General features: G+C 43.1%; 12 protein-coding genes. 1 reads left to right on the top strand and 11 read right to left on the bottom strand.

Annotated elements, in window-relative coordinates:
* Positions 1–2 precede the first annotated feature (2 nt).
* From BCY91_RS10755 to BCY91_RS10800, 10 genes are all read right to left on the bottom strand, one after another.
* Entirely contained in the window at positions 3–653 is a 651-nt protein-coding gene (locus BCY91_RS10755) for a hypothetical protein (RefSeq protein ID WP_120182254.1), read from the bottom strand.
* Between the two features lie 10 nt (positions 654–663).
* Positions 664–1,350, bottom strand: coding sequence for a conjugal transfer protein TraI (locus BCY91_RS10760; RefSeq protein ID WP_120181964.1), 687 nt, complete (start codon positions 1,348–1,350; stop codon positions 664–666).
* 3 nt (positions 1,351–1,353) lie between these two features.
* Positions 1,354–1,743 carry a hypothetical protein gene (locus tag BCY91_RS10765; protein ID WP_147387936.1) on the bottom strand — a complete coding sequence of 130 codons (390 nt, stop codon included), beginning with the start codon at positions 1,741–1,743 and terminating at the stop codon, positions 1,354–1,356.
* 10 nt (positions 1,744–1,753) lie between these two features.
* Entirely contained in the window at positions 1,754–4,222 is a 2,469-nt protein-coding gene (locus BCY91_RS10770; RefSeq protein ID WP_120181966.1) for a TraG family conjugative transposon ATPase, read from the bottom strand.
* Positions 4,223–4,271: 49 nt separating this feature from the next.
* A complete protein-coding gene (locus BCY91_RS10775; RefSeq protein WP_120181967.1) occupies positions 4,272–5,099 on the bottom strand; it encodes a hypothetical protein in 828 nt (275 codons plus the stop codon).
* Positions 5,096–5,425: a DUF4133 domain-containing protein gene (locus BCY91_RS10780; protein ID WP_120182255.1), complete on the bottom strand. Its 330-nt coding sequence runs from the start codon at positions 5,423–5,425 to the stop codon at positions 5,096–5,098. The genes BCY91_RS10775 and BCY91_RS10780 overlap by 4 nt, the downstream gene beginning before the upstream one ends.
* A gap of 20 nt (positions 5,426–5,445) precedes the next feature.
* Positions 5,446–10,986 (bottom strand): helicase-related protein, encoded by a 5,541-nt coding sequence (locus BCY91_RS10785; protein ID WP_120181968.1) that lies wholly within the window; start codon positions 10,984–10,986, stop codon positions 5,446–5,448.
* A 35-nt stretch (positions 10,987–11,021) separates the two neighbouring features.
* Positions 11,022–11,450: a DUF1896 family protein gene (locus BCY91_RS10790; protein ID WP_120181969.1), complete on the bottom strand. Its 429-nt coding sequence runs from the start codon at positions 11,448–11,450 to the stop codon at positions 11,022–11,024.
* 13 nt (positions 11,451–11,463) lie between these two features.
* Entirely contained in the window at positions 11,464–11,751 is a 288-nt protein-coding gene (locus BCY91_RS10795; RefSeq protein ID WP_245989110.1) for a DUF4134 domain-containing protein, read from the bottom strand.
* Positions 11,752–11,935: 184 nt separating this feature from the next.
* A complete protein-coding gene (locus BCY91_RS10800) occupies positions 11,936–12,547 on the bottom strand; it encodes a hypothetical protein (RefSeq protein ID WP_147387937.1) in 612 nt (203 codons plus the stop codon).
* A gap of 114 nt (positions 12,548–12,661) precedes the next feature.
* Between BCY91_RS10800 and BCY91_RS10805 the strand changes: the two genes are divergently transcribed.
* Positions 12,662–13,183 carry a hypothetical protein gene (locus BCY91_RS10805; RefSeq protein ID WP_120181972.1) on the top strand — a complete coding sequence of 174 codons (522 nt, stop codon included), beginning with the start codon at positions 12,662–12,664 and terminating at the stop codon, positions 13,181–13,183.
* Between the two features lie 4 nt (positions 13,184–13,187).
* Here the strand turns inward: BCY91_RS10805 and BCY91_RS10810 are convergent, their stop codons facing one another.
* Complete coding sequence (locus BCY91_RS10810; RefSeq protein WP_120181973.1) at positions 13,188–14,381, bottom strand: hypothetical protein; 1,194 nt, start codon at positions 14,379–14,381, stop codon at positions 13,188–13,190.
* Positions 14,382–14,429: the final 48 nt, after the last annotated feature.

Below are 14,429 nucleotides of genomic sequence, written 5' to 3' on the forward strand. Positions count from 1 at the left end.
CGTTATTCGTTTTTAGTGCCATGCAGTACACGGCTGGTTTGTATATCTGTTTTCTCCTTTATTCTTGACGTTGCAAGCGATGTTGCATCATTAGAGAAGCTCTGCGAGAATGTGAACTTGTCCTGCATATCCATGTATAGCAGATCAATCCTCCCCATGCGCTCATCATCTTTCATTTCCATTTTTCCATCGGTCGTAATAGTTATCAGTTCATCCAGTGTTTTCGCACAATCGTCAAGCAACCTGTTGAAGACCCTGCTGATGTATGCCAATTCATCATTTGAAAAGGCATCGCTGCTGTTAAGTCTCCGGTATGTCTGGTTGTAGTTTTTTACAATTTTGATCTGCAATGCTATTATATCCGCCACCTTTGCATACCGCTTGATCTCTGGGTTGACAGATTTTAGTGAGTTGAAATAATCGGTATGCAGGTTAAATTCGCCTCTGGTGAAACCTCCAATAGTTGTTAGGCCCTCTTTGGCGATATTGTATCCTTTTTTTGCATACCCGATATATACCTGAAGTGCCGCTATTTGCTGAAGCAGGTATTTCTTCTGTGTCTTTTTTTGCTGGAACCATTCTGCAAAAGTTTGTGCTTGCAGAGTGCTCCCTGCCGACACGAACAGTAATAGAAATAAGGTTATCTTTTTCATACGTGTTGGTTTAAGGAAGTCCATATAGCTTTTTAACTGCCTTCACCTCAGTTTCCGTTTTTGCACGCTGAAGGCTCAATAAGGTGTTCTCCCTGTTGAACTGTACCAAATCAGAGTAGTTGGCATCTACCTGATCGGCTGCATTGTTGATCAACTCCAGCCTTTTGGCGTCACTCATCTTTGTCGTAAAGGATTTAATAATGAGATTGATCTGGTCAATATTCTTCAGGCTCTCATCGAGAATGCCCGAATACACCTTTTCCATATACAGCACTTCCTTTGCGGTAAAACGGCTGTCCTGCCGGATGAGTGACCAGGATCTGTTGTATTCGTCCACGAGGCGCAATTGCTTTTTGGTAATATCCCGGATGCGCTGGTAATAGGAGATAATTGCTTTTACCTGCGCCAGTTCTTCGTAATATTTGCGGTACTGTTCTTTTTGCTTTTCCGTCCAGTCGGAAATCTCATCCAGTTTCAACTTAGATAACGTGTTTTCCAGTGTCTTCTGAGCATTCTGCAACCAGATTGTTTTATTCTGTAAACGCTGAATTTTTAAGTCAACGGCTTTTATCACTTTTTTCACCGCCGCCTTGATGATCTCCAGTATGGCTATCGGTGTTGCATTTGCCTGCTGAACCGGAAGAACCGTGAAGGAAATGCAAAAAGCCACAAGCATCATTCTTACATATTTTTTCATTACCTAAATATTTTTAGTAAATAATTCTATTGTTGTCTTTCCTTGTTCCGTCAGATTTTCCAGATACAGTGATTTAGAACCTGTATCGAAAATGCAGTAGCGATCTCCACCTATTTCAATCAGATGCCCGTTAGAATGCCATCCGTAGGTGGCAAGCCATGTTTCCTCATTTTCAGGTATGTTGCTGATATAGTCGGTACGGGTGACTTTGAATAAGCTGCCAAAGGGTGTTATGCTTAGCATCGTATCCACTCCTGCGATCATATCACTGTGCAGCGGTTGTTTTCCGTAGATGCCTGGCATCATAGAAATGGTGGCGTGATGCTCCCTGCCGAAATGCACGATTACTTTAATTGCGCAGCACAGATCCCGTATTAGTTTCTTCAGTTTCATCGGATGTTTTTTAACTTTTATTCCTTATATCTTCTGCCATTGCCGCAATTCCTTTGCGTATGTCTCCGTCAAACTTTGCAGCGTATTCCATCAGCTTTACCTTCTCCGTTTGTTCGGTAGTGTAAGCGAGATATTCTTCAAGGCTTACTTCCGTCCGGTACACTTTACTCATCATACCGCCCAGGCTGATAAATACCTCCTTATATTTTTTAGCGGGATCGTTGGACTTATTGACCGAGAGCACCAATGCTTTTTCTTTTTCTGTCAGTCCCAATAATTCCTGTATCTGATCAAATTTGTTCTGGTACTTACTTTGGTCGAGCAGGATCTTGCAATCGCTGTTATTGATGATGGCTTGCTTTACCACCGGAGAGGAAATGATGTCTTCCACTTCTTGCGTAACCACGATTGCTTCACCGAAAAATTTGCGGACTGTTTTGAACAGGTATTTGATGTATTCTGCAAAGCCCTCTTTCATTAAGGCTTTCCAGGCTTCCTCTATCAGTATCATTTTGCGGATGCCTTTCATCTTCCGCATTTTGTTGATGAAGACTTCCATGATAATAATGGTTACAACAGGAAACAGGATAGGGTGATCCTTAATGTTGTCCAGTTCAAACACGATAAACCTTTCCTGCAACAAATTCAGGTTTTCGGTAGCGTTAAGCAGGTAATCAAATTCACCACCTTCGTAATAAGGACGCAGCACATAGAGGAAGTTGTCTATGTCAAAATCCTTTTCTTTTACCTTGTCATCTTCCAGCACTTGCGTGTACTCATCCCGCAGAAAAGCATAAAAACTGTTGAAGCAGGGAAATACATCCGTATTCTTTTCGAGATAACTGTAATAGCCACCAATGGCATTTGATAGAGCAACGTATTCACTCCGCTTGAATGCTTCATCGTCTTTCTTCCACAGCGCCAGCAGCAGTGTCTTAATACTTTCTTTCTTTTCGGTATCAAGGCTGTCGCCGTCACTTATATAAAATGGGTTGAAGCGGATGGGATTGTCTTCGCTGTAAGTGAAGTAATAACCCTTCACCATGTCGCAAAGTCCTTTATAGCTATGTCCCACATCTACCAGCACGATATGCGTACCCTGCTCATAATAGCTGCGTACCATGTGGTTGGTAAAGAATGATTTTCCGCTACCGGAAGGCCCAAGTATGAACTTGTTCCTGTTTGTGCAGATGCCCATTTTCATAGGTTCATCGCTGATGTCCACATGAACGGGTTTTCCTGTAAGCCGGTCGCCCATGCGAATACCTACCGGGCTTAAAGAAGATCGGTAGCCAGTTTCAAGATTTAGGAAGCAGGTTCCTTGTTCTGCGAACGTATCAAACGTATCATTCATCGGGAAGTCTGCGGCATTCCCAGGAATGCCTGCCCAAAATATCTGCGGAGCGCCAATGGTTTCCTGTTTGGCTACTGCATCCATCTGCGCCAGCGCAGAGGATACCATATTCTTCAGGTCTTTCAGTTCCTCTTTGTTGTCTGTCCATACAAGCACATTGAAATGCGCTTTGACCGGCAACCGTTGCTGGCTGATCGCTTCGTTCAGAAAATCGTTGGTAGCGTCCCTTGCAATTAAATTCTCCCTGCTGTATGCGGAAAGGGATTGCAGCCTTAGTCTTTTACTCTCCAGCTTTTGGATAGTTTTCTGCGCATCTTCAATAAAGATGTATTGATTGTATATGTGATTGCAGGGTAAGAGCTGACCTAACGTAGAAGCAAACCCGACACTGAACTTCGTTTTGTCTGTACTGTATTTATCGTAGTTGATACGGCTGCCGCATAACGCCGGAAGATCCACTGCATCGCCCAGTGTATATAGCTGGCAATATTTATCCCCCACACGCATCGCTTCGTCAAAAACGATATCGCCCATCAGGAAGCTATTATTTCGCTCAGACAGGTAACAATACTGTTCTACCAATCCCATTTTACGGCTATGACTGCGCAGTTCCTTTTCCCTTAATCTGGTCAGTTTCACAAACCCGCTGTCCTCCATGATCCGCTTGAATTGCCCGGTGCTGTCAAGAAAGTCTTGTAGCATCTGCGGCTTCAATGTTTCTTCCGGCACTATGGATTTGCGCAAGAGGCTTGAAAACATGGAACTGGCTGTTTTCCGTCCTTCCGGTTTTTTGGTAAGCATGATATAGCAGGTGTGAGCGAGAAAAGGACATTCATTAAAAAACCGTTCGCTGGCCCGGCTGAGAAAGCTGGTATCTTCTTTTGAGAAGTCGGGTTTATGACCGCTTTCAAGAAACCAATCCTGTTTGTGGAACACGCTAAATTTTGGAAGCAGCTTAATCGCTTTTATCCATGCCTGGTGAAAGGCTTCATATTCCTGATCGGAAAGGGTAAATATTTCGGGCAGGTCTGCCTTGAAAACGACAGTCACGTCGCCTTGCTTGCTCAGGATGCAGTCATGTTCTACATCCATGATCGGTAATATATTATCCAACACTTTTTCCATCTCACTTTATTTTACCTGTTATTACTTACTGCACTCTGGCAGTGCTATGTTATAGCTTCGGCCCTCTGCGTTGCTGTTTTCCGCTTTTTTGTTCTTTGCCTGTTTGCTTGATCTGATTTTGTTGCTTACGCTGTTTGTTGATATTCTCTTGTATAGTTGCTTCGATGCCGGTTTCCTTCCAATCCACCACCTTTGCCTCGAAATGAGACTTTAAATGGGTTTCCTTCAATCCGTAGGTTTCATCCCAGCCACCTTTGCGATTGTATCCTATGGGGTCTAATACGCTTTCGTGAGGAAACGAAATAACTATAAGGTCTTTAGGAACTGACGTGATGTTATCATAATCCAGATCCTGAAATTCATGTTTCTTCGGGTTGTAAGGAATGGTGTAAACTTTACGGTCATCATCATAGAAGTGATCAATCTGATTGAACACAATACCGTTGGAAAGAAAATCGTCTTTAGGGCGAAGCATATCCATGCGGATATCAACATAGAAGGTATGACCGGCAATATCTACCGTCGGCAGTTGTCCCATCAGCCTTCTGCCAAGAGCCTGCTGATCTACCATTAATGAGAAATCCGTTTTGTCCTGCATTTCATGAATGGAACAGCCATATTTTTCTGCCATTCCAACAGGGTCGAGCTGTACCAGCTCCGGTATTTTAACTGTTCTTACATCCGTATCATCGCTGAACAGCATCGGTATATTCTTTTCTTTAGGGCTGTAGTCAAATACATATCCATCGCCTACATCCCGCATGTCTGACAGAGGTATTACATTCTCCGGGTTTGCCTTTTCGCTGAGCTGTAGGTTAGCTACGTCAATCACAAAGTCGGTTCCTTCAATTCTATATACCGGTAATTCTCTTTTCATGATTGTTTTAGTTTAGTTCCTATAAAAATTTTCCTGCTTCGCGATTTGATAACTCTCGGGACCTGCTTACGGGCGAGAGCCTTCATCAAGCCATATTCTCCATACTTATTGCTCATGCCGTAGATCTTCATTACAAGGAATGCTCCTGCGGCCACGATAATACCTATGCACAAATAGGTAGGCAGTCCGATGATATACATTACCGCAAAAACGATAAGCAGGGCCACGACACCACCGCCCAGATACCAGATATACTGCGCCTTCAAACCCTTGAACTCTATGCTCTGATTAATTCCTTTGTTGATCTGATATACACTATTTGCCATAATCATTTCCTTTAATTGGTTTATATTCTTATTCTGCTTCGGGAACGTTCTGCCATTTGTTGTGTGGGAAGTATTACCTCCTTCGGAGCAATTTGTCCATTGAGTTTTTCGTTAAGTTGAATGACAGGTACTTCAGCCACTTCGTCTGGTTGGTGTTCTGTTACCTGCTGCTGTTTCAATTGGTTTTCCTGTATTTTAATGGCTATTTGTCTCTCCAGGTTAGCCAGTTCGTTTTTCATTTGTACTAATTCAACCTCCTGCAAAAAAGGCTTCACAGTAAGCTGTTCCATTTTCGGTATGGCCGTAGCCAGATCCGACAATGTATGTTCGTATTTATCTTTCAGGCTCTCCACCCGGTCAATGGCATTAAGGAAGTGTCTTGCGGCCAGCTTGGGATTGTCCGTATTGGGAAGGCCATTGTTATAGGTGTACTTAATGCCTTCATGACCCCTTTGCGCATAGAAGCTATTGGAGTAGCGGTATTCAAAAACGCCATTTTCTTCGTAGGCTTGTTGTTGCCTACGGATATACAGGTTAAAGCCGTACAATGTGCCTACCTGGGTAGTATGCTCGCCCGCTGCAGTTGGTTTCCAGTCCTGAAACAGTTTAATAATATGTTTGCCGATAGCTTCGCTATCTGCTGAACTGATGTTGTCCAGTTTGATAAGATTGGCTTTCACGCCGTCTTTATCAATTTGAAGTGCGTTTTTATACGCCGTTTCATCTGCCCGCAGCTTGTCCAATGTTTTGACTGTGGAAGCCTGCTCGTTTTGCAAGGTTTCCAACTGATATTTGTTACGGGACACTTCCCTGAAATGAGACACTTTCAGGCTCTCCATTACAGCTATTTTCTTTTCCAGCTTTGATTTTTCTAACAGCGATGTATCACCCGAAAGAATAGCAATGTATTCGGAGAAATTCATCCCGCTCTTTTCATCAATGGCGCCTTCATCAATAGTGCGGACATTCAGCTCACAATTTTTCATCTGCGAAATGAACGTCTGTTTATTTTTCAGGAGATTGAATTTGTAATTATCAAGCGACTGCTCTACGGCATATACATAGTTCCGAACTTTGTTTTCATAATGCTCTTTAGCGATCAAATTGCCCTGGCGTGCGCCCCGGCCATTGCGTTGCTCCAGCTCTGAAGGTTTCCAGGGAATATCCAGATGGTGCATAGCCACCACACGTTGCTGAACGTTCAACCCCGTGCCGGCCTTTTCGGTACTGCCTAATAAAATGCGTATTTCACCCCGGTTCATTTTTCGGAACAGCTCAGGCTTTTTAGTATCTGTCCAGTCGTGTATGAATGTGATCTCACGTTCAGGAATGCCAAAGTCCGTTACCAGTTTTTCTTTAAGTGCATCGTAAATATTGAACTCGTTTGGTTTAGGCGTGCCAATGTCGGAGAACACTATCTGCGTACCCTTATGCTGCATACTTTCCTGATAGATTTCTGCAATCTTGCGGGCACTGACGTTTACTTTGTTATCCGGGTGATCGCTATACTTCCATTCGCTGATCAGTCGCATGTCTGCGGCCATCTTTTTTGCATAGTTGGTGGCAATCAGCATCCGGCCCTTATCTTCTTCAGGCGTTAGCCTGCCACGTCCAATCAGTTCACCGTTACCGGTTTTAGCGAACTGCATTAGGTTTTTGATGAACTCAACCTGTTCAGGTGTTGGTTTTATATTCACCAGCGTTTCATTCAAATTCGGCTTATCAAGGTTGATATGCTTTGCCGTTTTGTAGTCGGTAATTTCGTTGTAGAATAAAGCCAGCTCGGGGACTTTTATGAAATGCCGGAAGCGTTCTTTGGCTATGATTTCATTAGTGACTGAAAATTCAAAGTCTGTTGTCTTACGTGCGAATACGGCTGCCCAGCCATCAAAATTTTCAATATGCTGACGTTCCATTTCTTTCGGGCGCAGGTATTTGAACAGCAGATACATTTCGGTAAGGCTGTTTGATATGGGTGTGCCAGAAAGGAAGGTTACGCACAGGTCGCTGTTAAAACGGCTCTGCAATTCCCGGACTGCAAACAGCATGTTAAGCGCCTTCTGGCTACCTTCCATATTGCCTAAGCCTGCAACCCGGTTGTGACGGGTTGTAAACGTGAGGTTTTTATACTTATGGGATTCATCCACAAAGAGGTGATCAATGCCCATATCCCTGAAATTGATACCTGCATCTTTCTTTTCTTCTATATCTTTAAGCACTCCCTTCAGCTTGCCTTCAAGATTGTTTTTGCGTATCTCTAAGCCTTTAAGCATTTTCTTAGAGATGTCGCCACCAAGATCTTTGACTGTTTCCAGATCGCGTTCTACATTGTTTAGCTCTGTCTGGAATATTTCTTTTTGTATTTCCGGTGACTGCGGTATTTTCCCGAACTGATCATGAGTGAGAATGATGCAATCCCAATTGTTGTTCTTTATTTCATGAAAGAGGCGTAACCGTTGTGCTGGCGTAAAATCGTTTTGTCCCGGAAACAGTATGCGGGCCTTTGGATAGGCTTTCTTATAAGTTTCAGCAATCTGGTTAACATTGGCTTTCAGCGCAACGATCATCGGCTTGTGTACGATGCCCAGACGTTTCATTTCCTGAGCGGAAACAATCATCGTAAACGTTTTGCCCAAACCCACTTCATGATCAACCAATGCGCCACGGTTTTGTATAATACGCCATGCAGCATTTTTCTGACTGCTGTATAGGTCTTCAATACCCAAAGCCTTTTTATCAAGTCCGGGAAAATTCAGGTGAGTGCCATCGAACTCCCGTAATACGTAGCAGTTGAATGTATCGTTGTATAGGTTCTCTAAGTGCTTTTTTTCTGTATCGGGCAATTCGTTCAGCCAGCTGATAAAACCGCTTCGTATCTGCTCAATCTTTTGGTGAGCCAACTGTATGGCTTCACTATCCGGCAGTCTGATGGTTGTGTTGTTCGGCCCCTTTACTTCATAGGTAAAGAAAGGAGTGGTGTTCTCCAGCGCATGTTCCATCAGCGTGTAGCCATAAGTGGTACGGCCGCTTTTAGGTGTAACGGCAAACTCCCTGGAAACCTTGATGTTCATTCCGGTGCTTACCTTGAAAGCATCCAATGAAGCGAAGTAGTTAATGGTAGCATCCTGCTCAAACAGGGCAGTTGCGAAACGCTGGTAGTAAGAAGTGGGTATCCAGCGTTCACCTAAATTGAAATCCAGTAGTTCAAACGGAATACGCTCCGGCTGCACCTTCAATATGGCATCAGCGCTTCGTTTATATTGCGGATTGTCGGGAAACTCATCGGACAGATGTTCTGCCTGTCTTAGTTTTTCCACCACATTACCGCTTAAATATTGATCGGCAGTTTCCCATTCATTGCTGGCAGGATTTAGGTACACATGGTTGCCCAGGCGACCGATCACCTCATTTTCTTCCAGCCCCATTGCGGCGCTGATAAATCCTACATCTACTTTCCCTGTATCATTAAGACTGTGTGCCAGAGCTTCAATGGGATCATCGGTGATGAACCGTTCTTTTACGTGATGAATAGCATGAGTAAGAATGTCGGCTTTTACAAACCTTTCGCCATCCCTTCGTTCGAGAGAAGAAAGCGTAATAACACCAAAGGCGGTATCTTCAAGAATGCGCCTGCGATTATCAGAACCATTTAAAAGCCCGTATTCGGCAATAAACTTTTCATAAGTAGTGTTAAGCTTGTCTCTGTCAACATCGGTAATGGCTTCCCCTGATACTTCCTTGCCGGATAATTCGAGATAAGCGTCGCGTAATGCAGTGTAACTTTCATAGAAGCGAACATTCCCCTGAAGACCGAGGGGCTGAAAAACTGCCTGTTTATATTCAGGATCGGGGCTACCTATAGTTCCGACGCTGCCCATGTGCACCACCAATGTCCCTTCCTGGTAATAAGATTTCAGGCCAATAAAAGGAAGCGGCGTTTTTTGCTCAAAGTGGAAAAAGCCTTCTAATGTCTGATCGCCTTCATATTTGAAACTGTGATCAAACTGTTTAAGGTAATTTGAAATACCTGTGAGTTCATGCCCCAATAAGCGGGCATCCATCCAGTTTATTGACAGTTGATTTACTTCCTTGAGATTGGAATAGAGCTTATATAAAAAGCGGTTGCTTTTGTGCTGTTTTGCTGTAAGCAATACCACATTTTCGTGGCTCGGCTTATCAGTTGTACGGATTGTACCAACAATACGGGCCGTTGTTTTTTGTACAATGGTTTCATCGAGCGGGTTGATATAGGCCATCGCCCGATTGATCTGTTCTGCCGGTGCAGTATCAAATAGCCCCAATTGTACTGATGGGGCTTCTGCCTTACTTTCCGGCATCGGCAGGTAAGTCAGCTTTTTGCCTTCGTTTTCTATAACCGGCAAGGCCAGTGTTTGCGCCTTTTGGAATAGTTTTGCATTGAAGCGATTTTGGAATTGATGTGTAAGGCTGGCATAAAGGGCGTCTCGTATCTGGTTAATATCACCTTCCTGCCATACTACTTCTGAAGCCCTGCCGTATTGATTTTTTCCGGGCTTACGCACATTGCCCATAACAACATCATGATCGTGCGTAGAGATGAAGTAGTTGTAAGGAAAACGGCCATACTCATTCTCCCTTTCACGTACTTCATTCAGCCAATCTTCTTCCCAGCTTATCTTTTCCTTTGCTGTATTTTTTTGAACGATTAACAGGTGATTTGGCGCTTCTGTATTACCTGTATCTTTCATCAGGTTGTCCGGCATTACAGCCAGACCCACGAAGTTTGCCCGCTCAAACAGGTATTCCCTTGCTGCATGGTTAGAAGGGCTGTTCAAAAAGGCATCCGTTGTAATGAATGCCATCAGACCACCTTCGGCCAGTTTATCCAAACCTTTAGCAAAAAAGTAATTGTGTATTTTGCCATATATTTCCTTGTCTGGGAATGCTTCGTCATATACAGAGAAGTTTCCGAAGGGAATATTGCTTACTACGAGGTCATAACTGCCATTATCTCTAACCGGCGCTTCTTCAAACCCCGTGATATGGGTAGCTGTTTTTACAAGGAGCGTGCTGTTAACGGCAGAAAGCACCAATCCCGTAAGCCTGTCTTTTTCGACAGCGGTGATCTGTTCCAGTTCAGAAAAGGCCGTAACAGCTTCGCTGATAAATATGCCGGAACCGGCAGAAGGCTCGTATAACCTTTTAGGCTGTATGCCTTGTGCTTCAAGTACACCATATAGTGTTTGGGGCACGACCTTTGGTGTATAGAAAGCGGTCAGAACACTGTGCCGTAATGAAGCAATGATTTCTTTATAGGCTGCATCACTATAGTTTTTCTTGAGCAGCTCATGTAATTGTGTTATACCCTGGTGGTGCTTCAGGTCTTCTTTGGTAGCCCCATTAGCCTGCCATTCCTCTGGTATGCCGTAGGGATATAAAACGGCCTTGATGCCGCCAAACCCTGCGTATTTTTTCAGGCTGGCGACATCCTCCGCAGTAAGCGGGTGACCATTCTGATAATCCAACGCTATTCGGATAGCATCAAGATTATCTTGCAGCTTTTGAGAAACATTGTAAGCCATAACCACACATTTTCTTTCTTCACTTTTCTTTTGGCTTAGGCGAGATAGTCATGCAGCTGTCCGATGATGGCATATCTCAAATGCCTGTTTGCTTCATTTTCACTGTTAAAATCAAAATCACTGAAGATGCTCTTGCAAGCTTCAATGAGGTTGACTACTTCATAGGTGAGTGTTCCGTTTTCTTTCATCCGCAGGTAGTCATCATTAAATTCTTCCTCGATAACTGAGCGGATAAACTGGTAGCGGGACGGCTTCAAATCCTCCGTCATAGCTTGCAGGCACAATTCCTCAATAATGTATTGCGGCTTTTCTTCGCTAAGAAACTGGGTTGCCATTGGCATAACCGCGGCTACCTTTTCTTCCAGATAGCGCGTAACTGAATAGTCCTCCTGCAAGCTGAGCATAAGGTCAGGGTTGTTGTGGACGATATACGCCCACAACTTTTCCGTTAGCATACTTTGCATACGTCCTGATTTTTTAAACTCCGAAGAAGGATTGAATAACGGTGGCTACCACTACCAGAAAAATACAACTGCCAAACCAGGCGGCTGCAACCTTTCCGGTGTCCTGATCACCTGCATTCCATTTCTGATACACCTTAACCGCACCAATTAAACCAAGCAATGCGCCTACTGCATACATCAGGTTTGTACCTGCTGCAAAATAGCTTCGCACCTTAGTGTTGGCTTCGTTGATGCCCTGTATGCCATCCTGAGCGAACGCTCCATAATGAATGGCTAATAGTGCCAGAGCGGCACAGATCATAATAACCCTTTTTCGGTTATCCGCTTTTGTTTTCCTGCTGCACATTTCCATAACACACGTTTATTAAAATTTAAAATCAATTCTTAAAAAAGGAGCGGCTTCGCCGTCACACATCCCGCTTATTCCTACCACACTTTGCCCTTACGCACCGGGGAGGACAGGGAAGCACACTCCGTCAGGACTGTCACACTGCTTCCTTCCACAACAGTTCCACTTCATCCTCATTAAGTGTAACAGCACCATATTTTTGACACTCAGATACAATCAGTTCATTAATAGATGAGCGAATGGGTGAGTATCTCACAGAAGGGTATTCTTTCAGCACCATGCTGAGAAATTGCTTAAATTCCTGGGGAATGAGTTTTCTACGGGAGGCATCTGCTATTACCGCTTTCAGGCGTTCGATAAGATGCTCCACTTCTGAAAATTCATCATCTGTGGTTTCCTCAAAACCACTGGTTTCCTGAAGGCTTTCTTCATTGTCCGGATTGTATGCAGCATGATCGTTAGAGACGGCTGCTCTGAACTTCAGTTTTCTTTTCCCGGATAATAGATCCTTGATCTCACCTGAGAAATACTTCATACCTACAAAGAGGTAGTAGATGGCTAATAGTATGGCAACTGCAATAATGTAGTCTGACCATGAAATGTTTTTTAACATACGCTTGCTTTTTTCGTTTACACTTTTCTTCCCGACTTTGAAAGCCGTTGTCTTCTGTTGTTTCTGATAGCAAAAAAACGAAGACGAACAAGGCGTTTCAAGTCCAACATTTCTTGTACTGAAAGTTGTACCCATTGTACCCCTATGATTATCAGCCATTTTAGATCGCTGAGAACCGATTATTTTTTTTAAATTAGTAGTCGGAAATTTGATTGACCGTTATTGTTGAATAGCTAAAAAGCCATTGGTATGAAAACAGTAAGTGTATTCGGACTTGCCATATTATTTCTGACATCTTGTAGTCAGCTTAAACTGGAAAAAGAAGAAGCGGCTTCGGTAATCCGTGCCGAGAAGAATTACCCCAAAGTGTACGAGTATGAAATCAACATGACTGATCCGGCAAGCGCCAGAAAGTTATTGGATGCAGGACTGGAAGCGGAGGGACTGGTAACTATAGATAAAACGCAGAAGCTAAAAGATGCGGGGCAGCCTATCGTCCATTTTACAGAGAAAGCAAAGCCTTACCTCGTTCGCATAAATGAGAAGTACGATAACGTGCAGGTAGTAAAGGTTGCAGATATGGATTTGGCAGAAGTTACAGGCATTCAATTGCAGGAAGACAATAAAGGTGCTACAGTTGAATATACAGTTGCCTATAAGAACATCACGCCTTTTGCGAAGCTGATGAAACGCGATTTATCCGAAAAGAAAACGGAACGTGCCGACCTATCCCATTTTGATACTGGTTGGAAAGTGGATAAGCAACGATAAGACATCAGTATTCGTTTATCCTTTTAATCATCTGCTGAAGCGTTTCTATTACGATCTCCTTATCTCTCATCTCTGCGGAATAGGACTTGCTCCTCATGCTATCATAGGATATGTTTTCCTGATAGGGAGTAGATAGATATGGAACAATATTTTTGAAAACGCTGTTCAGGGAGCGTGCCATAACAACTTTGAGGTCATCTGCTGCTCTTAATATCAATGCCATTTGATCAACGGAAAGTATAGATAAGAGCTTTGTCTTTTCCTTTTGCACAACTTTTTTGGGTGTTTCAACTCCTTTTAACGGAACTATTGAATAATGTATCTGCTTTTCCAAATAAAATACTTCCTGTGTAAACCAATTGGAGACTTGCTTATGCAGATCAGCATCTTTTCGATTAAAAATTATCCCCGGCTTTTTGTGATATTGTTTTAACAGTTTAAGGTAAAAAAGCAGCCTATCCATTTTTTCACCTGGTTGCTCCAGATCGTTAGTGCTGGCAGCTAATCTTTGTGTCAGGCGGTAAATGTAAGGTTTGCTATTAAAATTCATATTGATGAGTAATTCATCAAGTCTGGAATAAACAGCAGCTTCATCTACAGGTTCAAGGCGTTCTAATTCTAAAACGAGGTCTTTTATGTAAAGTATTTCCTGAAAGATATATGTGTGTTTATCGGGAGGCTGAGTTAGAAACTTCTCCAATTCCTGTTTTAATGTTTGAAAAGTCGGATGGTAAGCCTCATAATCGAGCAACCTCTTATCAACCGCCGATAGCCGCTTAACCAATTCTTTTTTAAGAACGGCCAGATAAGTAGCCGGCACTCTTTCCTCTACGCTAAGGTAACTTATAAATCGGTGCTCAATTAATGTGAGTAACTCATCAATACATGCTATTATAGTATCTAACACTTGCCGTACAGGAAGGCTTTCTTTCATGAGCGACAGGTCTTCCAATGCCTGATCTAATAAAGTAATCAAGCTTGAATGATATTTCTTTATCAGGCATCTGATTTTTGCCTCGTCATTCAGATTAAATACGGTGGACTTAATGGCAGTCTGAACCTTATCCTTTTGCGAGATCACCTGATCGGTGATTTCTGCAATATCGCCGGGTACGGCAATATTTACCTTGCTTTTTTCTGGATTTAATGTTACAGTAACCAAAGTATCCAGCCATTCCAATACATAACCGTCACACATACCCTTTACTTTAGTTTTGATGACTATTCATCATTACAAAGGTAGATC

The organism is Pelobium manganitolerans (assembly GCF_003609575.1).
In the GTDB taxonomy this organism is placed as follows: domain Bacteria; phylum Bacteroidota; class Bacteroidia; order Sphingobacteriales; family Sphingobacteriaceae; genus Pseudopedobacter; species Pseudopedobacter manganitolerans.